The sequence below is a fragment of the Microbacterium sp. Root553 genome (assembly GCF_001426995.1).
In the GTDB taxonomy this organism is placed as follows: domain Bacteria; phylum Actinomycetota; class Actinomycetes; order Actinomycetales; family Microbacteriaceae; genus Microbacterium.
Genome location: NZ_LMFY01000001.1, coordinates 2,051,567 through 2,076,677, shown reverse-complemented (window position 1 = coordinate 2,076,677; position 25,111 = coordinate 2,051,567). Strand labels below are relative to the sequence as shown.

Annotated in this window: 25 protein-coding genes and 1 tRNA gene; 13 read left to right on the top strand and 13 right to left on the bottom strand. The window is 69.7% G+C overall.

Going from position 1 to position 25,111, the window contains the following annotated elements:
* Nucleotides 1-20: 20 nt before the first annotated feature.
* On the bottom strand, nt 21-1,430 hold the full coding sequence (lysA, locus tag ASD43_RS09595) for a diaminopimelate decarboxylase (RefSeq protein ID WP_056416633.1): 1,410 nt from the start codon (nt 1,428-1,430) through the stop codon (nt 21-23).
* Nucleotides 1,431-1,580: 150 nt separating this feature from the next.
* Here lysA and ASD43_RS09590 point away from each other — a divergent pair, with 150 nt between their 5' ends.
* The gene (locus ASD43_RS09590) at nt 1,581-2,648 is read left to right on the top strand and encodes a YihY/virulence factor BrkB family protein (protein ID WP_056416630.1); all 1,068 of its coding nucleotides are present in this window, start codon (nt 1,581-1,583) and stop codon (nt 2,646-2,648) included.
* Nucleotides 2,649-2,652: 4 nt separating this feature from the next.
* On the opposite strand, the gene ASD43_RS09585 is transcribed toward ASD43_RS09590, so the two are convergent.
* On the bottom strand, nt 2,653-3,513 hold the full coding sequence (locus tag ASD43_RS09585; protein ID WP_056416627.1) for a DUF2993 domain-containing protein: 861 nt from the start codon (nt 3,511-3,513) through the stop codon (nt 2,653-2,655).
* A gap of 34 nt (nt 3,514-3,547) precedes the next feature.
* Nucleotides 3,548-5,212, bottom strand: coding sequence for an arginine--tRNA ligase (gene argS / locus ASD43_RS09580; protein ID WP_056416624.1), 1,665 nt, complete (start codon nt 5,210-5,212; stop codon nt 3,548-3,550).
* Nucleotides 5,213-5,282: 70 nt separating this feature from the next.
* Between argS and ASD43_RS09575 the strand changes: the two genes are divergently transcribed.
* Together ASD43_RS09575 and ASD43_RS09570 are read left to right on the top strand one after the other, a co-directional pair.
* Nucleotides 5,283-6,089 (top strand): SGNH/GDSL hydrolase family protein, encoded by an 807-nt coding sequence (locus ASD43_RS09575; RefSeq protein ID WP_235564090.1) that lies wholly within the window; start codon nt 5,283-5,285, stop codon nt 6,087-6,089.
* A 16-nt stretch (nt 6,090-6,105) separates the two neighbouring features.
* Nucleotides 6,106-6,181: transfer RNA gene (locus ASD43_RS09570), tRNA-Arg, on the top strand.
* Nucleotides 6,182-6,349: 168 nt separating this feature from the next.
* Here ASD43_RS09570 and ASD43_RS09565 read toward each other — a convergent pair.
* From ASD43_RS09565 to ASD43_RS09555, 3 genes are all read right to left on the bottom strand, one after another.
* The gene (locus ASD43_RS09565) at nt 6,350-8,473 is read right to left on the bottom strand and encodes a heavy metal translocating P-type ATPase (protein WP_056416623.1); all 2,124 of its coding nucleotides are present in this window, start codon (nt 8,471-8,473) and stop codon (nt 6,350-6,352) included.
* A gap of 60 nt (nt 8,474-8,533) precedes the next feature.
* On the bottom strand, nt 8,534-8,854 hold the full coding sequence (locus tag ASD43_RS09560; protein WP_056416618.1) for a heavy-metal-associated domain-containing protein: 321 nt from the start codon (nt 8,852-8,854) through the stop codon (nt 8,534-8,536).
* A 219-nt stretch (nt 8,855-9,073) separates the two neighbouring features.
* The gene (locus ASD43_RS09555) at nt 9,074-10,714 is read right to left on the bottom strand and encodes a DHA2 family efflux MFS transporter permease subunit (protein ID WP_056416615.1); all 1,641 of its coding nucleotides are present in this window, start codon (nt 10,712-10,714) and stop codon (nt 9,074-9,076) included.
* A gap of 104 nt (nt 10,715-10,818) precedes the next feature.
* Here ASD43_RS09555 and ASD43_RS09550 point away from each other — a divergent pair, with 104 nt between their 5' ends.
* The 4 genes from ASD43_RS09550 to ASD43_RS09535 all read left to right on the top strand — a co-directional run bounded on the left by ASD43_RS09550 (nt 10,819) and on the right by ASD43_RS09535 (nt 13,329).
* Nucleotides 10,819-11,247: a MarR family winged helix-turn-helix transcriptional regulator gene (locus ASD43_RS09550; protein ID WP_056416612.1), complete on the top strand. Its 429-nt coding sequence runs from the start codon at nt 10,819-10,821 to the stop codon at nt 11,245-11,247.
* Between the two features lie 58 nt (nt 11,248-11,305).
* Entirely contained in the window at nt 11,306-11,728 is a 423-nt protein-coding gene (locus ASD43_RS09545) for an organic hydroperoxide resistance protein (RefSeq protein ID WP_056416609.1), read from the top strand.
* Nucleotides 11,729-11,773: 45 nt separating this feature from the next.
* Nucleotides 11,774-12,751 (top strand): zinc-binding dehydrogenase, encoded by a 978-nt coding sequence (locus ASD43_RS09540; RefSeq protein ID WP_056416608.1) that lies wholly within the window; start codon nt 11,774-11,776, stop codon nt 12,749-12,751.
* Between the two features lie 176 nt (nt 12,752-12,927).
* Nucleotides 12,928-13,329, top strand: a complete 402-nt coding sequence (locus ASD43_RS09535) for a RidA family protein (RefSeq protein ID WP_056416604.1) — start codon at nt 12,928-12,930, stop codon at nt 13,327-13,329.
* A gap of 137 nt (nt 13,330-13,466) precedes the next feature.
* Here the strand turns inward: ASD43_RS09535 and ASD43_RS09530 are convergent, their stop codons facing one another.
* From ASD43_RS09530 to ASD43_RS09515, 4 genes are read right to left on the bottom strand one after another with little or no spacing between them, the layout of a single operon-like run.
* Nucleotides 13,467-13,859 (bottom strand): DUF1304 domain-containing protein, encoded by a 393-nt coding sequence (locus ASD43_RS09530; RefSeq protein WP_056416600.1) that lies wholly within the window; start codon nt 13,857-13,859, stop codon nt 13,467-13,469.
* Nucleotides 13,860-13,886: 27 nt separating this feature from the next.
* Nucleotides 13,887-14,780, bottom strand: a complete 894-nt coding sequence (locus tag ASD43_RS09525; RefSeq protein ID WP_056416597.1) for a CPBP family intramembrane glutamic endopeptidase — start codon at nt 14,778-14,780, stop codon at nt 13,887-13,889.
* The gene (gene trmB, locus ASD43_RS09520) at nt 14,777-15,502 is read right to left on the bottom strand and encodes a tRNA (guanosine(46)-N7)-methyltransferase TrmB (protein ID WP_056416594.1); all 726 of its coding nucleotides are present in this window, start codon (nt 15,500-15,502) and stop codon (nt 14,777-14,779) included. Before trmB ends, ASD43_RS09525 begins: the two co-directional genes overlap by 4 nt.
* A gap of 43 nt (nt 15,503-15,545) precedes the next feature.
* A complete protein-coding gene (locus ASD43_RS09515; RefSeq protein ID WP_056416591.1) occupies nt 15,546-16,385 on the bottom strand; it encodes a DUF3097 domain-containing protein in 840 nt (279 codons plus the stop codon).
* Nucleotides 16,386-16,508: 123 nt separating this feature from the next.
* Between ASD43_RS09515 and ASD43_RS09510 the strand changes: the two genes are divergently transcribed.
* From ASD43_RS09510 to ASD43_RS09495, 4 genes are all read left to right on the top strand, one after another.
* The gene (locus tag ASD43_RS09510; RefSeq protein WP_056416588.1) at nt 16,509-18,551 is read left to right on the top strand and encodes a TPM domain-containing protein; all 2,043 of its coding nucleotides are present in this window, start codon (nt 16,509-16,511) and stop codon (nt 18,549-18,551) included.
* 54 nt (nt 18,552-18,605) lie between these two features.
* Nucleotides 18,606-19,349 (top strand): PspA/IM30 family protein, encoded by a 744-nt coding sequence (locus tag ASD43_RS09505; protein WP_045255408.1) that lies wholly within the window; start codon nt 18,606-18,608, stop codon nt 19,347-19,349.
* A 61-nt stretch (nt 19,350-19,410) separates the two neighbouring features.
* Entirely contained in the window at nt 19,411-20,214 is an 804-nt protein-coding gene (locus tag ASD43_RS09500; RefSeq protein WP_056416585.1) for an arginase family protein, read from the top strand.
* Nucleotides 20,211-20,690 (top strand): hypothetical protein, encoded by a 480-nt coding sequence (locus tag ASD43_RS09495; protein WP_056416583.1) that lies wholly within the window; start codon nt 20,211-20,213, stop codon nt 20,688-20,690. The genes ASD43_RS09500 and ASD43_RS09495 overlap by 4 nt, the downstream gene beginning before the upstream one ends.
* Here ASD43_RS09495 and ASD43_RS09490 read toward each other — a convergent pair.
* The 3 genes from ASD43_RS09490 to ASD43_RS09480 are packed head-to-tail and all read right to left on the bottom strand — an operon-like array spanning nt 20,648 to nt 22,395.
* Nucleotides 20,648-21,118, bottom strand: a complete 471-nt coding sequence (locus tag ASD43_RS09490) for an SIP domain-containing protein (RefSeq protein ID WP_056416579.1) — start codon at nt 21,116-21,118, stop codon at nt 20,648-20,650. The genes ASD43_RS09495 and ASD43_RS09490 overlap by 43 nt on opposite strands.
* Nucleotides 21,119-21,151: 33 nt before the next feature.
* Nucleotides 21,152-21,874: a tyrosine-protein phosphatase gene (locus tag ASD43_RS09485; protein WP_056416574.1), complete on the bottom strand. Its 723-nt coding sequence runs from the start codon at nt 21,872-21,874 to the stop codon at nt 21,152-21,154.
* Nucleotides 21,871-22,395, bottom strand: coding sequence for a carboxymuconolactone decarboxylase family protein (locus ASD43_RS09480; protein WP_056416570.1), 525 nt, complete (start codon nt 22,393-22,395; stop codon nt 21,871-21,873). The genes ASD43_RS09485 and ASD43_RS09480 overlap by 4 nt, the downstream gene beginning before the upstream one ends.
* Before the next feature lie 171 nt (nt 22,396-22,566).
* On the opposite strand from ASD43_RS09480, the gene ASD43_RS09475 reads away from it, so the two are divergent.
* Nucleotides 22,567-23,493: an alpha/beta fold hydrolase gene (locus ASD43_RS09475; RefSeq protein ID WP_056416567.1), complete on the top strand. Its 927-nt coding sequence runs from the start codon at nt 22,567-22,569 to the stop codon at nt 23,491-23,493.
* A 94-nt stretch (nt 23,494-23,587) separates the two neighbouring features.
* A complete protein-coding gene (locus ASD43_RS09470) occupies nt 23,588-25,108 on the top strand; it encodes an ABC transporter substrate-binding protein (RefSeq protein WP_056416564.1) in 1,521 nt (506 codons plus the stop codon).
* Nucleotides 25,109-25,111: the final 3 nt, after the last annotated feature.

Here is a 25,111-nt window from a genome sequence, read left to right as displayed (position 1 = left end):
CGCGTCACGGGGAGCGCGGGTCACCGAGGATTCTCGGATGCCTCGATACCGGCGTCCCGTGACAGGACGTCGTCGATGGTCTCGCCGCGGACGATGACGGTCGACCGCCCGTCGCGCACCGCGACGATCGGCGGACGGGGCACGTGGTTGTAGTTGCTCGCGAGCGGGGCGCAGTACGCGCCGGTCGCCGGCACCGCGAGCAGGTCGCCCGGCGCGACATCGGCCGGCAGGAACTCGTGGTCGACGACGATGTCGCCGGATTCGCAGTGCTTGCCGACCACGCGGCTGAGCTGCGCTTCGCCGGTGCCCGCGCGCGACGCCAGGCGAGCCGAGAACTGCGCGCCGTAGAGGGCGGGGCGGGCGTTGTCGCTCATGCCCCCGTCGACACTGACGTAGCGACGGGTCGCACCGGAGTCGAGGGCGACATCCTTCGTCGTGCCCACCTCGTACAGGGTCACCCCCGCGGTGCCGACGATCGCGCGTCCCGGTTCGAACGACAGGGCAGGAACCGCGATCCCGCGCGCTGCGCAGCCCTCGGCCACGGCGGCGACGATCTCGCCCGCAAGCGTCTCGATCGGAGTGGGGTCGTCGAGGCGTGTGTACGCGATGCCGAAGCCGCCGCCGAGGTTGAGCTGCGGCACCGGGCCCCCCTCGAGCAGCGCGGCATGCAGCTCGAGCACCCGCGACGCCGACTCGCGGAAGCCGGCGACCCCGAAGATCTGCGATCCGATGTGGCAGTGCAGCCCGGCGAACTCGAGACCGGGGATCTCGCGGATGCGGGCCACCGCGTGCTCAGCCTCGGGCAGCGGGAATCCGAACTTCTGGTCCTCATGCGCCGTGGCGAGGAAGTCGTGGGTCTCGGCGTGCACACCGCTGATGACCCGCACCAGCACCCGCTGCGTGGCGCCGGTCCGCGCGGTGATGGCCGCGAGCCGCTCCACCTCGATCGCGCTGTCGACGATGATCGTGCCGACGCCCACCTCGACGGCGCGCTCGAGCTCGGCGACGGACTTGTTGTTGCCGTGGAAGCCGAGGGATGCCGGGGCGACCCCCGCCGCGAGCGCGACCGCGAGCTCTCCCCCGGTGCAGACATCGACCCTGAGCCCCTCGTCGACCACCCAGCGGGCGATCACGGTGGTCAGCAGCGCCTTGCCCGCGTAGTACACCTGCGCGGTGGTGCCGTGGTCGGCGGCCGCGCGGTCGAACGCGACGCGGAAGCTGCGGGCACGGGCACGCACTTCGTCCTCGTCGATCACCAGCAGCGGCGTCCCATGGGTCTGGGCGAGCACGGTGGCGGAGACACCGGCCAGCTGCACGACCCCGTCAGCGTCGCGATGCGCAGATGCGGGCCAGACGGCGGCGGCGAGATCGTTCACGTCGTCGGGGACGACGAGCCATTCCGGGGCGAGCGAGTCGGCAGGGGAAAGCAAGGAACACCAATCGTGGGACGGGTCTCGGGCGAACACGCGCACTGCGAGGTCGCCCCCGATTCTAGGGCACCCGTCATGCCGCATCCGCCATGGTGACCCTCCGCGTCAACCCCCTGAGCGCGGTCCGCAGCGGCTTCTAGACTGTTCGCGATGAGCACCGAATCCGCAGCCCCAGAAGCCGATCGTCCCGGCCTGATCCCGCGTGTCAGCGCCGCGGCGATCCGATGGGCACTCCGACAGCGCGTGGTCAGGGCGTTCCTGCTCTACTCGGAGCGACGCGGACCGATGCTGGCCGACAGCGTGACCTATCGCGCTCTCTTCAGCGTGTTCTCCGCCGTGCTCCTCGGCTTCTCGGTCGCGGCGCTCTGGCTGGCCGGCAACCCGGCTGCGTGGGACGCGATCATCGACGCGGTGCAGTCCGTGGTGCCAGGGCTCATCGGCGAGGGCGCGATCATCGACCCGTCCGACCTGCAGGCGCCGATCTCCCTGTCCGTCGCCGGCGCCGTCTCGGTGATCACTCTCACCGGTTCCGCGCTCGCCGCCGTCGGATCGTTGCGCTCGGCCGTGCGGATCCTCGCGGGCACCGCGCAGGGCGACGTCCTCTTCATCTGGGTGATGCTGCGCAACCTGCTCCTGGCCATCGGCATCGGACTCTCGTTCGTCGCAGCCGCGGCGATCACCTTCATCGGCCGGATCGGCATCACCTGGATCACGGGGCTGCTGGGCCTCGCCGACGACTCTGCGGTCGCGATCTGGAGCATCCGGATCGCATCGCTGCTCGTCGTTCTCGCCCTGGACACCGCACTGATCGCGGGCGTGTTCCGCGTGCTCTCGGGCACCACTCCCTCGGCGCGCTCCCTGTGGAGCGGTGCGCTGCTCGGCGGCGTCGGGCTCCTGGTGCTGCAGGAGCTGTCAGGGCTGTTCATCGGCGGGGCGACGAGCAACCCGCTGCTCGCCTCGTTCGCCTCGCTGCTCGCGCTGCTGATCTGGCTCAACCTGTCGACCCAGGTGATCCTGATCTCCTCCGCCTTCATCGTCACCTCCGAGGAGGAGCGCCACGACCGCGTGCACGCCCGCTTCGGCGCGTCGACGTTCCCGCAGCGACGGGTGCAGCGCGCCGAAGCCGAGGTCACGCTCGCGACCGCCGAGCTGCGCGCCGCGCAGAAGGCCGAGCGTGAGATGCGTGAAGGCTCGGCGACCGAGACGCCGGCAGGCTGAGACCTCAGCCCCGCGGGCAGATGCCCTTCTCGAGCAGGCTCGCATCGGTCGCGATGGCCCCGTCGACGTCCACGTCGATCACGGCCTCGCTGCCCACGACCTTCAGCCCGACGAGGGTGATGCCCGCGGGGAGCTGGTCGGCGATGCACACGCGCTGCGTCTCGGTCAGCCGGGTTCCCAGCGCCCCCAGCGACGAGCCGACCTGATCGGCGTCGACCTCGAGTCCGCCGATGGCGGCCCCCACCGGAGTGAGTTCGAGGTCGCCGTCGGCGACGCCCGGCAGCACGGTGAGCGACAGCGGGATCGACAGTCCGAGAACCGTCACGGATCCGGAGACCGTCGCGTTGGGCTCCTCGAGCGTCACGGACTGCACGGGAAGATCGGTGTCGGCGAGGAGGCTGCCGAACTGCGACTCGTCGATGCGGATCGTGCCGGACGCGCCGCGGAGATCGCCCCCGCGCAGCGGCACTCCGGTGACGGTCGCGTCGACGGCTCCGGTGATGCCCTGCAGCGTGACGGAATCCGTCGACAGGTGCAGCGTGTCGAGCGAGCCGCCGATCAGCTGCGGCAGCAGGATGCCGTCGGCCTCCACCTCGAGCTGCTGGTCGGCGGGCAGGTCGAGCTGCTCGACCACCATCCCGCGCACGATGCCGGGCAGAACGGCCCGCACGATGAGCTCCGCCGCCACGACGAGCAGGGCCAGCACGACGAGGACGATGGCCAGCACCCACGGCCAGCGCTTGCGACGGCGGGGCTTCGGTGCGGCCTCGGCGGCATCCGCCTCGTCTGCACCGCCGGGGATCACGAGTGTCGGATGCTCGGGGTCTCGCGCCGGGTAGGGACGCGTGTGGTTGTCGTCGCTCATGCTGTCATCCCCCTGTCGGCGTCGCGGACGCCGGTCACATGCGCTCGGGCGCGGAGACGCCGAGCAGGTCGAGCCCGTTGCGGAAGACCTGACCCGCGGCGTCGTTGAGCCACAGACGCGTGCGGTGCACGGTCTCGATGGGATCGTCGCCCTGCGGGATCACGCGGCAGTTGTCGTACCAACGGTGGTACAGGCCGGCGAGCTCCTCGAGGTAGCGGGCGACCCGGTGCGGCTCGCGCACCTCGGCGGCGAAGGCCACCATGCGCGGGAACTCCTGCAGCGCTCCGAGCAGCGCGCTCTCGGTCTCGTGCGTGAGCGTCTCGGGGGCGAACTCGGAGCGATCCACCCCGGATTCCGCGGCGTTGCGTGCGACGTTGTGCGTGCGGGCGTGGGCGTACTGCACGTAGAAGACGGGATTGTCGTTCGTCCGCTTCTGCAGCAGCTCGGGGTCGAGCGCGAGCGGAGAGTCGGCAGGGGAGCGCTCCAGCGAGTACCGCAGCGCATCGGTGCCGAGCCATTCGCGCAGGTCATCCATCTCGATGATGTTGCCGGCGCGCTTGCTGAGGCGCGCTCCACCGACCGAGACGAGCTGGCCGATCAGCACCTCGACGTTCTTCTCAGGGTCCTCCCCCGCCGCTCCCGCGATGGCCTTGAGACGATGCACGTAGCCGTGGTGGTCGGCTCCCAGCAGGTACAGCTTGTATTCGAACCCGCGATCGCCCTTGTTCAGGTAGTACGCGGCGTCGGCGGCGAAGTAGGTGTACTCGCCGTTCGAGCGGCGGATCACACGATCCTTGTCGTCGCCGAAGTCGGTCGTGCGCACCCAGACCGCACCCTCGTCGTCGAAGACGTGCCCCTGCTCGCGCAGGCGGTCGACGGCCTGGTCGACGAAGCTCGTGCCGTCGGCGCCCTTGGCGTGCAGCGTGCGCTCGGAGAACCATACGTCGAAGTCGACGTTGAACTTCGACAGCGACTGCTTCTGCTCGTCGAGCTGGAACCCGTAGGCGAGTTCGCGCGCGACGGCGACCTGCTCCTCCGCCTCGAGATCGAGCAGATCGGGGCGGGCCTCGATCACTCGGGCAGCGAGGTCGGCGATGTAGCTTCCGGCGTATCCGCCCTCCGGCGTCGGCTCGCCCTTCACGGCGGCGAGCACGGACTTCGCGAACCGCTCCATCTGCACGCCGGCGTCGTTGATGTAGTACTCCCGCGCGACGGTGGCACCGGATGCCGCGAGCACCCGGGCGATCGCGTCGCCGAGAGCGGCCCAGCGCGTGTGGCCGATGTGCAGCGGGCCGGTCGGGTTCGCGCTCACGAACTCGATGTTGATCGACTTGCCTGCCTGGGTGTCGTTGCGTCCGTAGGCGACGCCGGCGTCGACGATGACCTTCGCCAGCGCGCCGGCGGCGGCGGCATCCAGGCGGATGTTGATGAAACCAGGACCCGCGACCTCGGCGCTCTCGATACCGTCGACCTGCGCCAGACCGTCGGCGATCTGCTGAGCGAGTTCCCGCGGGTTGGTGCCGAACGGCTTCGCCAGACGCATCGCGATGTTCGAGGCCCAGTCGCCGTGCTCGCGGTTGCGCGGACGGTCGAGCACGATGTCGGATGCGGCGAGCTCGAACGGCTCGCCGGGACGTCGTTCCTCGGCGATCGGTGCGAGGACGGCGAGGAGGGCTGCGGCGAGGGTGTCAGGGTTCATAGCCGTCCCAGTTTACGGCGCGGTGAGCCCCCGAATTTGCGGGAGCGGGAACGTGATCTACAGTCATGCCATGAAGGCCGCCTCCACCCGTCACCGTCTGCCCCTCGCGGGCCTCGTCATCGCGGTGATCCTGGCGGTGGCCGCCGTGGCGCTCGGGGTCTGGCGCCCCTGGGTCTCGGTGCCCTCGACACCTCCCGCGGGAGCTGCCGCCGGCGGTGAGTCGGTGACCGTCGCACCCGTCCCGCTGCTGCTGCCCGAGCACCCGACCGTGCTCGTCTTCGGCGACTCGTGGACCTACGGGTCCGCCGCGACCGAGCCCACCCTCGGCTACGCCTACGTGCTCGCCGGACTGCTCGACGGCGAGACGATCGTCGACGGCGTCCGCGGCAGCGGGTACCTCAAGCCGGGGATCGACGGCCCCGCCTTCGGCGAGCGGATCGCCGCGCTCGATCCGACCCTCACTCCCGACCTCGTCATCCTGCAGGGATCCATCAACGACCGCGCTCAGGGCGCGGCGGGGTATCGCGAGGCCGTGACCGCCGCGTGGGACGCGATGGCGGCGAAGTACCCGGAAGCGACGATCGTCGTCCTCGGCCCCGCGCCGCACGAACTGCCCGTCGGCACCGAGACGGCGCGGATCGACACCGACCTCGGCGATCTCGCCGCGGCCCGCGGCTGGTGGTACATCTCCCCCATCGCGCAGAACTGGATCACCGCGCAGAACTACCTGTCGGTCATCGACGTGGAGGTCGGGCGCAAGCATCCCTCCACCGACGGCCACCACTACCTGGCCGAGAAGCTCGCCGCGGCTCTCGCCGAACTGGGCGACGCGCCGGTGACGGAGGCCGGTGGGTCGGAGACCACTCCCGAGCAGTGATATCGTCGTTCGGTACGCCTCCGTAGCTCAGTGGATAGAGCGCCGGTTTCCGGTACCGTAGGTCGCAGGTTCGACTCCTGTCGGGGGCACCAGAATCACCGGGAGTGTCACTCCCTCAGTACGAGCAGAGCCGCCTGGTTTTCAGGCGGCTCTTCTCGTTGAGGCAGCCAGGAATCTGTGTTCACCGGATCGGAACGGTCGCCAGGTGCCAGGTACGGGGCCCGATCGACGACAGCCCCCGGCGCGCACGAACAGTGCGACTAGTCGGCGACGACAGCGTTCGGGGCGAGGTCCACTCGGCGCAGCAGTTGGGCGTTCAGGGCCACGACGATGGTCGACAGCGACATCAGCACCGCTCCGACCGACATCGGCAGCACGAATCCGATGGGCGCGAGGATTCCGGCGGCGAGCGGGACGGAGAGGAGGTTGTAGCCGGCCGCCCACCAGAGGTTCTGCGTCATCTTCCGGTAGCTGGACCGGGACAGCTCGATGACCGACAGCACCGACCGCGGGTCGTCGCTGGCGAGGATGACTCCGGCCGACGCGATGGCGACATCGGTTCCTGCGCCGATGGCGAGTCCGACATCCGCTTGGGCCAGCGCGGGAGCGTCGTTGACGCCGTCCCCGACCATGGCGACCTTGCGCCCCTCGGATTGCAGCTCCTTCACCGTCGACGCCTTGTCCTCCGGCCGGACTCCGGCGAAGAACCGGTCGATTCCGAGCTCCGCGGCGACGGACGCGGCGACAGCCTCGGCGTCGCCCGTGATCATGACCACCTGCACATCCCGCTCGTGCAACGCGCGGATGGCGTCTCGAGACTCCGGACGGATCTCATCCGCCAGCGAGAGAGCACCCGCGACCGCGCCGTCGACGAGGACATGCAGGATGATCGCCCCCTCCCGCCGCCACTGTTCAGACACCCTCAACTCGGAGACGCGCTCCTGCTCGAGCAGGTGCGGGCCACCCACCTGCACCGTGCGTCCGTCCACCTGTGCGCGCACGCCGACGGCCGGCGTGGACTCGAAATCCCGCGAACCCGGGATGGTGAGGTTCTTCTCCTTCGCGGCGGCAACGATCGCGCGCGCCAGAGGGTGTTCGGAATCCACCTCCGCCGCGGCCGCGAGAGCCAGGAGATCGTCCGGAGACAGGTCGCCGCTGGGCTCGATGGCGGTGACCGCGGGGGTGCCCATGGTGAGCGTCCCGGTCTTGTCGAACAGCACGGTGTCGACGGTGCGCATGCTCTCCAGCGCGAGGCGATCCTTCACCAGGACACCGCCGCGGGCGGCGCGCTCCGTCGCGATAGACACGACCAGAGGAATGGCGAGGCCCAACGCGTGCGGGCAGGCGATGACGAGCACCGTGATGGTGCGGATCACCGCCTGATCCGGCTGTCCGAGCAGGGTCCACACGACGGCGGTGATCGCTCCGGCGCCGAGCGCGAACCAGAACAGCCAGCCGGCGGCCCGGTCAGCGAGACGCTGCGCGCGCGACGACGAGCTCTGCGCCTCCGCGACGAGCTTCTGGATACCCGCCAGAACGGTGTCCTGCCCCACGGCAGTGACCTCCACCCGAAGCCCGGAATCGGTGGCGACGGTTCCGGCGACGACCCGGTCGCCGCCGGAACGACGCACCGGACGCGACTCCCCGGTGATCATCGACTCGTCCATGCTCGCCGACCCCTGCACGATGCGGCCGTCAGCGGCAACCCGACCGCCCGGACGGACCACGACCACGTCGCCGACCTGCAGATCGGCCGGAGCGATCGTGATCGTCCCCTCGCCGTCGACCTTCTCCGCCGCGTCCGGCAGCAGAGCCGCGAGCGAGTCCAACGCAGACGTCGTCTGCGCGAGGGATCGCATCTCGATCCAGTGGCCGAGCAGCATGATGACGACGAGGAGCGCCAGCTCCCACCAGAAGTCCAGCTCATGATGCAGCAATCCGACGGCCGCTCCCCAGGATGCGAGGAACGCCACGGTGATGGCCAGCGCGATCAGCAGCATCATCCCGGGCTTGCGTGCCCGCAGCTCGCCCACGGCACCGGTGAGGAACGGTGTCCCGCCCCAGACGTACATGACGGTCCCGAGGACCGGTGACACCCACCCCACCCATGCCCCGTCCGGCAGCGCGTATCCGAGCAGCATCGAGAACATCGCGGAGAAGCCGACCACCGGAACGGCGAGCACGAGCATGATCCAGAACAGACGCCGGAACTGCGCGACGTGGCCGCCGTGCCCGTGCCCGTTGTGCTCATGCCCGCTGTGCCCGCCAGCCGAGCCGCTCGGGGAGTGATCGTGGTGGCCGTCATGAGCGTGGTGGTCGTGCTCGGGCGTCTCGGCGGTGCGCGACGCGTGGTGCGGCTCCGCTGTGTGGTCGTGCGGGCTCATGGCGAGCCTCCTTCACCTCTGACGTGTGGCGAGCGTGCGGGAGTGTGCGGGAGTGTGCGGTCAGCTCTGGACGGACAGGGCGTAGCCCGCTTCTTCGACCGCGGCCTTGATGACGTCTGCATCGATGGGGATGCGGCTGTCGATGATCACGCGCGACGTGCCGCCCGCGTTCAGGTCGACCGCCACACTGTCCACGCCGTCGAGAGAGCTGAGCTCCTCGGTCACGCTGGAGATGCAGTGCGAGCAGGTCATTCCCTCGACCAAGACTTCCTGGGTGACCGCGGATGCCGCGCCCGTGTCGACGGCTCCACCTCCGTGTGCGGCGCCGCACGAGCATCCGGCGTGGGCGTCCTTCAGGCCGAGTTCGATGCGTTCGATCATGATGATCCTCCCAGGTCGGTGGCTGTGTGCACGGATGAGACGGGCGATCGTCTCGTGTCTCCAGTGTCCCAAGCATACCCCCTGGGGGTATTCAGGGGGTGGCGATGAGCCCGCAGTGCTGGTACGTGCGCGACGATCGGATGCACGACGGTCCGCCCAGGTCGGAGAGCTCCGACTTCCTGCGGAGTCGCCGTGGGGTCGGTCACCGCGAGGGATCGTTCACCGCGAGGGGTCGGTCTCCGCGTCCGCATCCGTCGGCCGAGCTTCCGCGTCGGCCTCGTCGTCGCCCTTACTCCGCACCCCAGACCCGAGGGAGATCGTCGAGAGCAGTCCGAGCGCGAGGAAGCCTGCTGCCGTCCACGCCGCGAAACGCGTTCCGTCCGAGAAAGCGGCCTTGGCGTCGTCCGCGATGGCCGCGGTGTCGGGCTGCGCCTCGAGTCCGCTGATCGCGGCACCGGCGCTGTCGACGACCGACGACACGAGCTGATCGCGCTGATCGGCGGGCACTCCCCTGGCCTCGAGCGAGGAATCGAGGATCCCGGCCGTGCTGGTGAAGAGCACGGTGCCCAGAACCGCGACGCCGAGAGCGGCACCGAGCTGCCGAGACGTCGACTGCGTGCCCGATGCGGCACCGCTGTCCGCCACCGGGACATCGGCGAGGACGACACCGGTCAACTGGGCCGTCGCGAGCCCCACGCCGAGTCCGTAGACGAAGAGGAACGGGATGAGCGGCACCCACGACGCATCCGGTGCGATCACGAAGCCGACGCCCGCCACTCCGACGATCTCGGCGAGCAGCCCCACGCGGACGACCCACACGGGCGCGATCTTGCCGCTCGCGGCACCGGCCGCACCGCTGGCGACGAAAGATCCGCCGGCGAGCGCCAGCAGCAGCAGCCCCGTCTGCAGGGCATCGAAGCCCAGCACGAACTGCAGCCACAGCGGCAGCGCGAGGATGATCCCGAACTCCCCCAGCGAGACCACCGTGGCCGCGATGTTGCCGTTGCGGAACGACGGGATCGCGAACAGACGCAGGGCCAGGAGGGTCGGCCTGCCGCGACGCTCGCGGTGCACGCCCCAAAGAATGAACGCGACGAGAGAGACCAGAGCGAGCGCGAACGCGAACGGGATCGGCGACAGATCGAGCGGCCAGGTCCAGTCACCGATCTGCGGACGCTGGTCGACGAGCCACCAGCCGTAGGTACGTCCCTCGATGAGCCCGAACACGAGGCTCCCCATCGTGAGCACCGACAGGATCGCTCCGACGATGTCGATCCGCGACGTCCGATCACTGCGGGATTCGGCGACGGTCGCCAGCACACCGATCACGATGATGATGCCGAGCGGGATGTTGATGCCGAAGGCCCAGCGCCACGAGAACGCGGTCGTGAGCCATCCGCCGAGGAGCGGCCCGACGGCGGCCATTCCGCCGATCGTCGATCCCCAGACGGCGAAGGCGATGCCGCGCTCACGGCCGCGGAAGGTGGCGTTGATGATCGACAGCGTCGTCGGCAGGATCATCGAGCCTCCCACTCCCTGCGCCAGGCGAGCGAGGATCAGCATTCCCCCATCCGGCGCGAGGGCCGCCAGCACCGACGACGCGGCGAAGACGACGACTCCGATGAGCATCATGCGTCGCCGGCCGAACCGATCGGCGAGACTCCCGAACACGAGCAGCAGCGCGGCGAACACCAGCGTGTAGGCCTCCTGCACCCACTGCACCTCGGTGGACGTGATGCCGAGATCGTCGACGATCGCAGGGATCGCGACGTTGACGATCGTCGAGTCGACGATGATCAGCGAGACCGCGATGCTGATGAAGACCAGGCCCGCCCAGCGCAGCCGTGAGTATCGTTCCATGATCGCTAGTTTAGCTAGTAGTCATACAGGGTGGAAGTCACACATGGGAACTAAATCGCGATCATTTGGTTGTGCACAACTTAATCGTGTGCAATACTCGTCGAATGGCCGTGACCGATGAGATGGTGTGCTTCTCGCTCTACTCCGCCGCCCGTGCGACGACGCAGGCGTACCGCACCCTGCTCGCTCCCTGGGGCCTGACGTACCCGCAGTACCTCGTGCTCGCAATCCTCTGGATGGAGGGCGAGCAGACGATCGGGTCGCTCGGCGACGCCATGCAGCTCGACTCCGGCACGCTCTCCCCCCTCGTGCGCCGCCTGGAGCAGGCAGGCTACGTCTCCAAGTCGCGCAGCGCCACCGACGAGCGCGTCGTCACCGTCGGCCTCACCGAGGCGGGCACCGCTCTGCGATCCGAGGTCGCGCCCGTGCACTCCGCCGTCGCCGCACTCGCCGGCATGCAGGACGACGATCAGCGCCACCGCCTCATCGCCGAGCTCCAGGAGCTCACGGCCCGACTGCAGAAGACCCCGTAGACCCTCACTCCCCGCGCATCACGCGCCGACAGACCCCAACCGGAAGGAAATCCACACGATGGACGCTCTCTACACCGCCGAAGCACTCGCCACCGGAGCAGGACGCGACGGACGTGTCGCCACGGGCGACGGACGCCTCGAGCTGAACCTCGCCATCCCCAAGGAGATGGGCGGCAGCGGCGACGGCGCGAACCCCGAGCAGCTCTTCGCCGCCGGCTACGCGGCATGCTTCCACTCCGCGCTGCAGAGCGTCGCCCGCGCGCAGAAGATCAAGATCACCGACTCGTCCGTCGGAGCGCGCGTGCAGATCGGCTCGAACGGCGAGGGCGGATTCGGCCTCGCCGTGCAGCTCGAGGTCGTCATCCCCGACCTCCCCCACGACCAGGCTCAGGCCCTCGCCGACGCCGCGCACCAGGTGTGCCCGTACTCCAACGCGACCCGCGGCAACATCGACGTGGCGATCACCGTGGCCGACGACTGATCACCCGCCGGCCACCCCCACGACAGATCCCACAAGGAGAACATCATGCGCACACTCACGCACCGCACATTCGGCGAGCCCGAAGACGTCCTCGAGGTCACCGAGCGCCCGACGCCGGAGCCCGGCCCCGGCCAGGTCCGCCTTCGCGTCGTCCTCTCACCGATCCACAACCACGACCTGTGGACGATCCGCGGCACCTACGGATTCAAGCCCGAGCTCCCCGCCGCATCCGGCACCGAGGCGCTCGGCGTCGTCGATGCACTCGGTGAGGGAGTGGAGAACCTGACCGTCGGACAGCGCGTCGCCACCGGCGGCACGTTCGGCGCCTGGTCGGAGTTCATCGTCGCCGACGCGGCGGGCCTCATTCCGGTTCCCGAGTCCCTCGAGGACGAGAGCGCCGCACAGCTGGTCTCGATGCCGTTCAGCACGATCAGCCTGCTGCAGTTCCTCGGCGCCGAGAAGGGCGACTGGATCGTTCAGAACGCGGCGAACGGCGCCGTCGGACGCATGCTCGCCCAGCTCGGGGCCGCACGCGGCATCAACGTCATCGGCCTGGTGCGACGCACCGCCGGCGTCGACGAGCTTCGCGAGCAGGGCATCGAGAACGTCGTCGCCACCGATCAGGACGACTGGCGCGAGCAGGTCACGCGCCTCACCGACGGCGCGCACGTCGCGTTCGGCGTCGACTCCGTCGGCGGATCCTCCGCAGGCGATGTGCTCTCCCTGCTCGGAGAGGGCGGCACCCTGGTGGCGTTCGGTGCGATGAACTCGCCCGTCATGGAGATCCGCTCCGGCGATGTGATCTTCAAGCAGGCCACGGTCAAGGGCTTCTGGGGCAGCAAGGTCATCCAGACCATGGACGCCGCCACCCGCGGCGCCCTCTTCGGCGAGCTGATCCAGCGCGTCACCGAAGGCACGCTCACGCTCCCTGTGGCCGGCGTCTTCGACGCTGCGGATGCCGCAGACGCCGTGCGCGCGAGCAACACGGCCGGACGCGTCGGCAAGGTGCTCTTCAAGTTCTGAACTGCGTGGGCGCACTGCGGACCACGGAGCGGTCGATGTGCTCATCGACCGCTCCGCAGGTCGGCTGATCTCGCCGACGGGGCGGGCGGATCTCCCGCCCGCCCCGTCAGCCTGTCAGCCCTCCAGGGACCGAACGACACCGTGCGGATGTCCGCACCCCGGTGCAGAATCGGCAGATGGAGATCACACTCGCACAGCCGGCAGGACTCGTCGTGAGTCCTGCCTTCAGTCATGTCGCCGTCATTCCTCCCCAAGCCACGACGATCCTCATCGGCGGCCAGAACGGCGTCGACGAAACGGGAACGCTCGTCTCGACGGATGCCGCCGAGCAGTCACTCCGCGCCGTCCAGAACGCTCGCACCGCTCTGGAGTCCGCGGGCGCCGGACTCGACGATGTCGTCAGCTGGACGATCTACATCCATCAGGATGCCGACCTCCGTGCCGCCTACGGCGCCGTCGCCTCGATGCTCGCACGCGACGGCGCCCCTCCCCTGGTCTCCGCCGCGCTCGTCGCGGGACTCGGCGTGCCGGGGGCGCTGATCGAGGTGAGCGCCGTCGCCGCCGTCATCCGCGAGTGACGAACGCACCGTGAGTGACGGACGCACCGTGAGTGACGGACGCAGCGTGAGTGACGAACGCGGCCACACCCCTCAGGTCCTGCAGCGAAGCGGCGCACGACGCGCCTCGAGCTCCTCCGCGAGCGGTGAGCAGCGGATCAGCCGATCGACACGGCGATCGCGGTGATGATCACGGCGAGCAGCGGGAGGGTTCCCTGCATGATCGCCGCGCGCGCCTTCGTGCGGTCAGAGAGGATGAGCACGAGAGCCGCGGCCAGCATCATCCCGGTGCCGGCGAACACGAGCGTGAGACCGACCGTGGTGAGGCCGAGGATCACGAAGCCCACACCGAGCAGCGCGGCGAGTGCCAGGAACAGGTTGTAGAAGCCCTGGTTGAAGGCCAGCGACTTCGTCGTCTGCGCGTCCGCCTCGCTGGCGACGCCGAAGATCTTCCTCGTCTCGGGCTCCGTCCACCGCAGCGACTCGAGCGCGAAGATGAAGACGTGGAACGCGGCAGCGGCCGCAGCGAAGACGAGTCCGACGATGAGCATGACTAGATCGTATCCGCCCGCGAGCTCCTAGAGCAGGAAGATCGGCAGCAGCCCGGGGTTGTGGGCGTGCACCAGCACGGCGAAGACGACCGCGTCGAAGAGCAGATGCACCGTCACCACGTAGGCGAGCGAGTGCGTGCGCACGAAGATGAAGCCCTGCAGCAGGGCGAACGGGATCGTCAGCAGCGGCCCCCACTCGCGGTACCCGAGCTCCCACAGGAACGACACGAAGACGATCATCTGCAGCACGTTCGCGAGAGCATCGGGGAAATGCCGCCGCAGCAGTGCGAACACCGTGCAGATGAAGAAGAGCTCATCCCAGATCCCCACGGCACCGACACCGACGAACAGGCGCGCGATGAGGTCGGGCGTGTCGACGACCGGCCAGTTCTGGTACACGCCGCTGCTGATGAAGTAGAACGGCAGGATCAGCCACCCCAGCACCAGCACGGCGACCAGCCACCCCCACTGCAGCCGACCCCACCGGCGACGCGCGCGCCAGGGGAAGCTGATCGCCCTGTCGCGGTAGACGAAGCGCGACACCGCGTAGGGAACCGCCACCGCACCGCCGAGTGCGAGCGTGAAGCGCAGCATGGCGAGGTTGTCGAGCTCGGCGGCGAGCGGGATCACGCTCACGATCAGCATGCCCAGCGCGATCAGCGAGAGGTCCCGGGTGAGGGAGGGAGTGCGGGCGACGCCGATCGCGCGGGCGGTCTCCCGCCGCGCGCCGACGCTCACGGTCCGGTCCGGGGTCCCGGGCCTGCGGCGCTCGACGAGCCAGGCGCCGAAGACGCCGAGCGCGAGCAGCGACCAGCCGAGCCAGACGATCTGTGCGACGAAGAAGGCGGGAGCCGCCGCGCAGACGACCAGCGCGGGGACCGCGCCGATCCAGTCCGTCTGCGTGCGCTGCTCGGAGGTCACGTGCGAGACCGGCGGCGGTACACGAGGTCGCGGATGTCCCGTCCCTTGGCGATGCCCTTGCGCTCGAACGCGGTCATCACCCGACCGTCGAAGCGGTCGGCCCACTCGCCGTCGAACGCCCGCTCGAACAGCGGGTCCGCGTCGAGCACCTCGCGCATCTGCAGCGCGTAGTCCTCCCAGTCCGTGGCGAGGCGCAACAGGCCGCCGTCCCGGAGCGCGCGTGCGGCGGTGTCGCCGAATCCCTGACGCACGAGGCGGCGCTTGGTGTGCTTCTTCTTGTGCCACGGATCGGGGAAGAAGATCCACACCTCGGCCGCCGCGGACTCGGGCAGGTACGACGAGAGCACCTCCGGCGCGTTGGCCTCGACGACCCGGATGTTGCGGGCGCCCTCCCGGTCCGCGTCGAGCATCGTGCGGGCGAGGCCGGCACGGAAGACCTCGACCGCGAGGAAGTCGTCGTCGGGCCGCGACGACGCGGCCGCGACGATCGCGTGTCCCTGACCCGAACCGATCTCCACGTACAGGTCGGCGTCACGCCCGTATTCGTCTGCGAGGTCCAGCCGAGCCTCGGGGTGCACCGATGTCCACGCGACGTCGCGCGGTACGTCGAGGAGGTAGTGCGGCCCGAGCTCCTCGAATGCGCGTTCCTGGGCGTCGGACATCCGGCCGCTGCGGCGTACGAAGGACACCGGTTCGTCACGGAACGTGCGGGGTTCGACCATGTTCCCAGGGTAGTCGGCGGCATCCGACCCCGCCGACCGGCGCTCAGTGCGCGGGAGCGGTCACGAAGTCGATGAGCTCCTCGACCCGGCCGAGCAGCGCGGGCTCGAGGTCGCGGTAGGTGTGCACTTTCGACAGGATGTGCTGCCAGGCCCGCCCGGTGTCGCCCTGCGTCTCGTGCGGCCAGCCGAACGCCCGGCAGATCCCGGTCTTCCAATCGGTGCCGCGCGGGATCTCCGGCCACTTGGCGATCCCCAGCGCCCGCGGGGTCACGCACTGCCACACGTCGACGAAGGGGTGGCCGACGATGCGGACGTGCCTGCCGTGCGGGCCTCGGGCGACGGCATCCGCGATGCGCGACTCCTTGGATCCGGGGACGAGGTGATCGACGAGCACGCCGTACCGACGGGACGCACTGGGCGGTTCGGCGGCGAGCAGCTCGTCGAGCAGGTCGACACCCTGCAGGAACTCCACGACGACGCCCTCGACCCGCAGATCCGCGCCCCACACCTTCTCCACGAGCTCGGCATCGTGCTTGCCCTCGACGAGGATCCGGCTGGGGAGCGCGATCCTGGCGCGCTGGTCGGAGACCACGAACGAGCCGGATGCCGTTCGTCGCGCGCCCTGCTCCTTCGGCGCGGGCGGACCCAGACGCACCGGCGAGCCGTCGATCAGGAATCCGCCGCCGAGAGGGAACAGCCGTCTGCGCCCGAGTCGGTCCTCGAGCTCGACGTTGCCGCCCTGCACCCGCGTGACCGCGCCGCAGTAGCCGTCGTCGGCCACCTCCACGACGAGATCGAGCTCGGCGGGCACCTGCGGCACCGGCTTCGCCGCGCGCTCCCGCCATCCCGACGCGAGCACATCCGATCCGTACCTGTCGTCCATGCCCTCCAGCGTATGTGTCTCCGCTGAGGGCGAACGGTCATCCCCCGTCGGAAGGTGTCGCGTGTCGACCTCTGTGCATAGACTCTTTCGCATGGGGCTCGGCTGCCGGTCGGAGGGAACACGATGAAGACACGGTGGCTGACGCTGGCCGCACTGACCGTGGCGGCGGCGGCCGGGGTGTTCTCCGCATCCGCCGCATCGGCGACCGATCCGCTCACCTTGGACTCCGGCTACGTCACGGACGAGGCGGGGGTGCTCACCCCGAGCGAGGAGGCGTCGGTCGAGGCCCGGCTGCAGACTCTCAGCGAGAACTCCTCGGCAGATCTCTTCGTCGTCCTCGTCGACGACTTCACCTCCCCCTCGGACGACGCCCAGTGGGCGGATGCGGTGGCCCAGAGCAACAACCTCGGCTCGGAGCAGTATCTGCTCGCGATCGCCGTCGAGGGCCGGAGCTACTACATCTCAGCCGCGCCGGACGGCCCGCTCAGCGACAGCACGCTCGACGGCGTGGAGGACAAGATCCTCCCGCTCGCCTCCCAGAACGACTGGGAGGGAGCGATCACCCTGGCCGCCGACGAGATCCAGGGCGACGGGGGCGCCGGCGCGCTGCGCACGACGCTGATCGTGGTCGGCGTCATCGCACTGGCCCTGGTCATCTGGCTGGTCGTCGCGCTCGTGCGGCGCTCACGTCGCGCGGCCGCCGTGCGCAGGCGGGGCGCCATGCCCGAGCGGCCCGACCCGAGCGATCCGTTCTCCACCCTCACCGACGAGCAGGTGCAGACCCAGGCCGGAGCGGCGCTGGTGCAGGCCGACGACGCGATCACCTCGAGCCGTGAGGAGCTCGGCTTCGCGGTGGCGCAGTTCGGCGAGGCCGCGACCGCGACGTTCAGCGGAGCGATCGAGACCGCCAAAGCCAAGATGTCCGAGGCGTTCGACCTGAAGCAGAAGCTCGACGACGAGATCGAGGACACCGTCCAGGACCGACGCGCGTGGCACATCCGCATCATCGGGATCTGCGACGAGATCGACGACATGCTCGATGCGAACACCGAGGCCTTCGATGCGCTGCGCAAGCTCGAGCAGAACGCGCCGCAGGAACTCGAACGCGTCCGTGCCCAGAGAGCGTCCGTGCAGTCGCTCCTCGCGAGCGCCGCACCCGCGCTCGCGACGCTGACGGCGACCTACGACGCGGCCTCGATCGCGACCGTCGCCGACAACCCCGCGCAGGCGCAGGAGCGCATCGAGCTCGCAGATCGTTCGATCGCCGCCGCCGCCGAAGCCATCTCCGCGGGCCAGACGGGTACCGCGGCGTTCGCGATCCGCACCGCCGAGCAGTCGACGGCGCAGGCCGGGCAGCTGGCACAGGCGGTCACCACGCTCGGCACCGAGCTGGGCGAGATCGAGGCGACGGCGCAGGCTCTGGTCACCGAGCTGCAGGGCGACATCGCCACCGCGCAGCAGCTTCCCGACCCGTCCGGCGCGATCGCCGCTGCGGCGTCCGCGACGCAGGCCGAGCTGCAGCGTGCGCAGAACCACCTCACCGGCTCGGCGCGGAGCCCCCAGGCGGCGCTCGCCGCGTTGACGGCCGCGAACACGCAGATCGATGCCGCGATCGCCCAGGGGCGCGAGAGCGTCGCCCGCGCACAGCGGGCGGTGCAGATGCTCGAGCAGACGCTCGCGCAGGCCGGCTCCGAGATCCGCTCGACGCGCGAGTTCATCGAGACCCGCCGTGGCACCGTCGGATCGACCGCGCGCACGCGACTGTCGCAGGCCGAGGTCGGGCTGACGCGAGCCCTCGATCTGCGCGCCACGAACGCTGAGGCCGCCCTCACCGAGGCGACACACGCTCTCGATCTCGCTCGTCAGGCTGCGGCCTCTGCGCAGTCCGATCTGCAGGCCTACTCCTCCGATCGCTACGACAGCGGGTGGGGCGGGGGCGGCCTCTTCGGCGGCGGCGGCAACTCGGGCGGCAGCGGACTCGGCGGCGACATCCTCGGCGGCATCATCGGCGGCCTGATCTCAGGCGGCGGGAGCAGCGGCGGTTCCTCGCGCCGCAGCAGCTGGCGCTCCGGCGGCGGAGGCGGCGGCTTCCGCAGCTCCGGATTCGGAGGCGGCGGAGGCCGATCCTCCGGCCGCAGCGGCCGCTCGGGAGGACGACGCTTCTGATCATCCCCACAACCACTTCGGACATCGAGCACGACCCTCTGAAAGGAAACACGCATGACCAAGCAGTCCATCTTCGGACGTATCTCCACCCTCGTCCGCGCGAACATCAACTCGCTCCTGGACTCTGCGGAAGACCCGCAGAAGATGATCGACCAGCTCGTCCGCGACTACACCAACAGCATCGCTGACGCCGAGTCGGCGATCGCCGAGACCATCGGCAACCTGCGCCTCCTCGAGCGCGACCACGAGGAAGACGTGCAGGCAGCGACCGAGTGGGGCAACAAGGCTCTGGCCGCGAGCCGCAAGGCCGACGAGATGCGCACCAAGGGCGACGCGGCGGATGCCGACAAGTTCGACAACCTCGCCAAGATCGCGCTCCAGCGTCAGATCAGCGCCGAGCGCGAGGCCACCAGCGCCGAGCCGACCATCGCCACGCAGACCGAGATCGTCGACAAGCTCAAGTCCGGCCTCAACGGCATGAAGGACAAGCTCGGCGAGCTGAAGAACAAGCGCAGCGAGCTGCTCGCCCGCGCCAAGGTCGCCGAGGCGCAGACCAAGGTGCAGGATGCGGTCGGCTCGATCAGCGTGCTCGACCCGACCAGCGAGCTCGGCCGCTTCGAAGACAAGGTCCGCCGCCAGGAGGCGCTCGCGCAGGGCAAGATCGAGCTCGCCGCGTCGAGCCTCGACGCCCAGTTCGAGAGCCTCGACGACATCGGCGAGCTCACCGAGGTCGAAGCCCGTCTCGCCGAGCTGAAGGCCGGCGGAAGCGCACCTCGTCAGGCGATCGAAGGCTCCTGACACCCCTCGGATGCCCTGGACCACCGTGTCCGGGGCATCCGCTCTTTCCACGGAGGCATTCATGGTGCGATTCCTCGTCGTCCCGCAGTGGCAGGGTTCCCCTGCCCCGCGCGCGATGCTGCTCGTCGACGGAGCGTCGGCGATAGCAGGCGATCTTCCCCGCGCGAAGACCACAGTGCTCGATGTCCCCGTCGAGGCCGGCGAGTCACTCGGCACCGGCGTGCGCCGACTCAGCGCTCTGTTGCGGACGCGCGAGCTGGTCAGCGACGCGATGACCGCAGAGACGGTGGTGATCGGCGGCGATTGCAGCGTGACCGTCGCCGCTCTCGCCGCCCTCCCCGGCGGCACCGACGACCTCGCCGTCGTCTGGTGCGACGCGCACGCCGACCTGCACACCCCGGAGTCCTCGCCCTCGGGGGCCTTCTCCGGCATGGCGCTGCGGGCCGTGCTCGGCGAGGGCGAGGCCCAGCTCGTCCTCGACCCCGCGGTCCGGCGCGACCGCGTCGTCACGGTGGGTATGCGCAACCTCGACGACGCGGAGATCGCGCCCCTCGACGGCCTGCGTCAGCTCTCCGTCTCGGACCTCGACGACGTCGACGCCCTCGCGGATGCCGTCGCCGCCACCGGTGCGCAGCGGGTGTGGGTGCACATCGACGTCGACGTGCTCGACCCGGCCGAGATCGCCGGAGTGTCCTCCCCCGCGCCGTTCGGTCTCGCACCGGCCGCGCTGAGCGCGGCCATCCGCGCGCTGAGGACCCGCGTGCCGCTCGCCGGCGCGACGATCGCGGGATTCGCTCCACGCTCTCCCGCCGACGCCGTGGAGGATCTCGGTGCGCTGTTGCGCCTGGTGGGTGCTGTCGCATGACCGAGGACTGGCGCCCCGCCGCAGAGCACGCTCTCGCTCGAGGACGACGCCTCGATCGACGGATCCCCTCGTTCCTCCTGCGCTCCCCCCTCAGCCGGATCGGCTACTGGTGGGGCACCGCCGTCGGCTGGGTCTGGGGATCACTCTGGAGCACCGGCCCCGTGGAGCGCCGTGCAGGACTCTGGGTGTTCCGAGGCATGCCGCAATGGACCTTCAACCGCGGAGGCGTCTGCGTCGGCGGTTGCTTCCTCACCGGAGACACGCGTCCGAGCGACGCGGTACTGCGCCACGAGGCCGTGCACAAGGCGCAGTGGCTGCGCTACGGCATGCTGCTGCCGGTGCTCTACCTGTTCGCGGGGCGGGATCCGCTGCGCAATCGGTTCGAGATCGAGGCGGGGCTCGAAGACGGCAACTACGTGCGTCGCAGCGCTGCTCAGCGGTCGACGGGAAGAAGCCCGAACCGCTCCGGCGCGTAGATCTGACCGGGCTGGATCTCGAGCGCTCCGGTCAGGTGCTCGACGATGTCCGCTGAGCCCAGGTAGCCGCCCAGCAGCGTGACGCGCGTCTCGAACTCGTCGTCGCAGAGCATCTCGTCGGCCCACGCGCAGGTCGCGCGCGCGAGCGCCTGCCCGGGCGCGCAGGCCCGACCTGTGCCGGGGGTGCCGGAGCGCTGAGCCCGAGCGAGCCACGTGACCGTCATGCGTCCCGGTGCATCGATCACTCCGATGTCGGAGGCGTCGGCCACCTCGATGAAGATCCGTCCGGACGCGCACAGCGGCAGCGTCGCCAGGAACACCTCGAGCTCGCCGAGCGAATGCTCGTCGGCCGTCACGAGGTGATGCGCACGGCGCCGCGCTTCACGGCGTGCGGCGCGCGTGCTGCGGGTCTCGAGGAAGGTCTCCATGATGCATCAATCGTACACCAGGTGAAGGGTTGCCTAACCTTGCTCGGCATCCGATTCCACGAGGGCCGCGCGGAGGCGCTCGAGTTCGGCCTCCGTCATGCCGTTGGCGCGCAGGTACTCGGCCGCGGAGCCCCACCGCTCGTCGACCTTCTGCAGCAGTGCGCGCATGACCGGCGCGGGCGACTGCGTGGCCAGAGCCGCGGCGTGCACCGCCTCGGGGTGCTGCGACCGCAGATAGGCCACGATGCGCAGCGACCGCTCCGCGGGGAGCTGCGACTCCGTGAGCGCGTAGTCCGCGATGATCGCGTCGCGGTCGGCACCCACTGCGGCCAGAGCGAGAGCCACCGTCACGCCCGTGCGATCCTTGCCCACCGTGCAGTGCACCAGCGTGGGCTCGCCCGCCGCGATGATGCGGATCGCGTCCACCAGTCTCGAGCCGCTCTCCTCGAGGAGATGCAGATAGAGGTCGTCCAGGCTCGTGTCGGTCTCGAAGAACGAACGCACGGAGCCGAGGAACAGCGGCAGGTGCGTGGTGTCGGGTCCGTCGATCTCGGTCGGCTCGGCCGCGACCTCCTCGCCGTCGCGCAGGTCGACGATGTGCGCGACGCGGCGTCGCACCTCGTTCGCTCCGGCCGTGGTCGCGCCCGAGAGCTGTCCCGAGCGCAGCAGGACGCCCGCGCGGATCCGGCCACCGGCAGCGGGCATCCCCCCGACGTCCCGGACGTTGGTGACGCCGTCGACGTCGAGGACCGTCATGCCTGTGCCTGCGGCTGGGTGTGCGCCTCGGTCGGCGGCTGCGGCTGGGCCTGCTCCTGTGCCTGTCGGGGCGGCACCGGGTACCGCCCGGCGATCACGACGCGGTTGAAGGCGTTGATCGAGACGCACGCCCAGCTGAGCGCGGCGTACTCCTTCTCGGTGAAGACGCCGCCCACCCGGTCGTAGACCTCGTCGGAGATGCCGTCCTCCGCGATGAAGGTGAACGCCTCGGCGAGTTCGAGCGCGGCCTCCTCGCGGTCGCTGAAGACATCGCTCTCGCGCCAGGTGGCTATCTGCATGAGGGTGTCGGTGTCGAGGCCGGCCTTGAGCGCCCTGTCGACATGCAGACGTGTGCAGAAGCTGCACCCGTTCAGCTGCGAGCTGTGGATCATCACGATCTCTTTGAGACGATCGTCGATGCCGTTCGCCGCGCAGATCTCACCGACGGTGCGGGCGAACGCATCGAGCGCCTGGTAGGCGGCGGGCTCGGTCTTGGAGAGGTGCACTCGCTTCTCGCTCATGAGTCCATGATATTCCCGCGGCGCGACGTCACACCGCGGCGCGTGTTTCGCCCACCCGGGCATATCGCCAAGCATGAGGAGTTGATCGCGCATGTAATGAGAAGTAATAACCGGTTACGCCCGGACATATTGCTCCCGCATTTCTCGCGACCCTGCAGGACGGAGCAGAATATGCAGGTGGCGATCGACATCAGCGAGTTCAGCTATCTTCCCGCACAGGCCCAGGCTCTCGGCGTCGCCGCTCCCCCGGTCGAGCGACTGACCCTGCCGCTCGCCGGCGGTCGACAGGTCAGCGCTCTGCGATACGGAGCGGGCGCTCCCGAGATCACACTGCTGCACGGGGCCGGCCTCAACGCGCACACCTGGGACACGACGGTGCTCTCGCTGCAGCGACCGGTGCTGGTGCTCGACCTCGCAGGTCACGGCGACTCCTCGTGGCGGGATGACCTCGACTACACGCCGCGCACCCTCGCCGTCGACGTCGCCGCAGCGCTCGATGCGTGGACCGACCGCCCGCAGCTGGTCGTCGGGCAGTCGCTCGGCGGACTCACCGGTGCCGCCCTCGCGTCCGCACGCCCCGACCTCGTCTCCGCGCTGATCGTCGTCGACATCACACCCGGCATCGACACCTCGGCGGGCCCTGCCGCCCTGCGCGAGTTCTACGCCGGCCCCACCGACTTCGCCAGCCGGGACGAACTCGTCGACCGGGCCATCGCGTTCGGATTCGGCGGCTCCCGCCCCGACACGGAACGCGGCGTCCTGCTCAACACCCGCGTGCGGGATGACGGCAGGGTCGAATGGAAGCATCACTTCGCCCATCTGGCCGCGCAGGCGCTCGAAGCCCACGCCCCGGGAGACGAGTCCGCTCCCTCCCTGCTCAGCGATGCGGGTTGGGAGGACCTCGCACGGACCACCGCCCCGATCACGCTCGTCAGGGCCACCGACGGGTTCGTGAGCGCCTCCGATGCGGACGACTTCGCGCGCCGGCTCCCGCACGCGCGCGTCGTCACCGTGACGGCGACCCACAACGCGCAGGAGACCGCACCGTCGGAGCTCGCGGCGCTGGTCACCTCGACCCTTCTCTCCGCCGATTTGTGACCTCCCGTTCCACATCCGGCCCGCACCCACCCGACACATCCCTAGGCTCGACCCACCGGCACACAGCACATGCCGCACCGAGAGGAAACACCCCATGTTCCGACGTACGCGACGACTCGCGCTGATCTCCGCGATCGCGGCGAGCGCCATCGTCCTCACCGCCTGCGCAGGCGCAGCCGACCCCGAGCCCTCCGCTCCGGTCGGCGAACCCGATCCTGACGCGACCCTGCAGGTGGGTCTCGTGCTCGAGCCGACGAACCTCGACATCCGTCACACCAGCGGTGCGGCACTCGAGCAGATCCTGATCGACAACATCTACGAGGGCCTCGTCACCCGGTCGCAGGACAACGAGATCGAACCGCGCCTCGCGTCGGACTACGAGGTCTCGACCGACGGCCTCACCTACACGTTCACGCTCAACGACGGCATCGCCTTCCACAGCGGCGCCGCACTGACCTCGGCCGACGTGGTGGCCTCGTACGAAGCGGTCCGCACCGACGCCACGCTGCAGGGCAACGCCGAGTTCGCGTCGATCGCCTCGATCACCGCGCCCGACCCGACCACGGTGCAGATCGTGCTCAGCGCGCCGAACCAGAACTTCCTCTTCTCGCTCACCGGGCCCGCCGGGCTCGTCTTCCAGACCGGTGACACCACCGACCTCAAGACCGCAGAGAACGGCACCGGACCCTTCACGCTGACGCGCTGGAACAAGGGCAGCGCGATCACCTTCGCCCGCAACGAGGCCTACTGGGGTGAGCCGGCCGGTGTCGCCGAGGTCGAGTTCCAGTACATCCCCGACTTCACGGCCGGAGTGAACACCGCTCTCGACGGCGGCGTGCAGGTGCTCACCGCCGTGGACCCGAACCTGGCCCCGCAGCTGGAGGACTCCGGCGACTTCACGCTGACCACCGGCCGCACCACCGACAAGGCGACGCTGGCGTTCAACAATGCGAAGGCGCCGCTCGACGACGTCAGGGTTCGCGAGGCGCTCCGCCTCGCGATCGACCACGACGCCCTCGTCGCGGCCGTCGGCGCGGGATCCACGCTCTACGGTCCGATCCCCGAGCTCGACCCCGGCTACGAAGACCTCTCCGACGTCGTGTCCTACGACCCGGAGAAGGCCAAGGAACTGCTGGCAGAGGCCGGCCAGGAGGATCTGGAGCTCACCCTCACGATCCCGAGCTTCTACGGCACCACCGTGCCGAAGGTGCTGATCTCCGACTTCCAGAAGGTCGGTGTGACCCTCGACGTCGACTCCGTGGAGTTCCCGACGTGGCTCGAGGACGTGTACACCAACCGCGACTTCGACCTCAGCTTCGTGCTGCACGTCGAGCCGCGCGACTTCGGCAACTTCGCGAACCCCGACTACTACTTCGGCTACGACAACGCCGAGGTGCAGAGCCTGTACGCCCAGGCGCTCGCCGAGGTCGATCCCGACGCGTCCGCAGAGCTGCTCGCGAAGGCGGCCCGCATCGTCTCCGAGGACCACGCGGCGGACTGGCTCTACAACGGCGCGACCATCACGGCGGTGAGCCCGCTCGTCACCGGCTTCCCGGAGGACTCGATCAACTCCCGCATCAACCTGTCCGGCGTGACCGTGGCCGCCCCCCAGTGATGA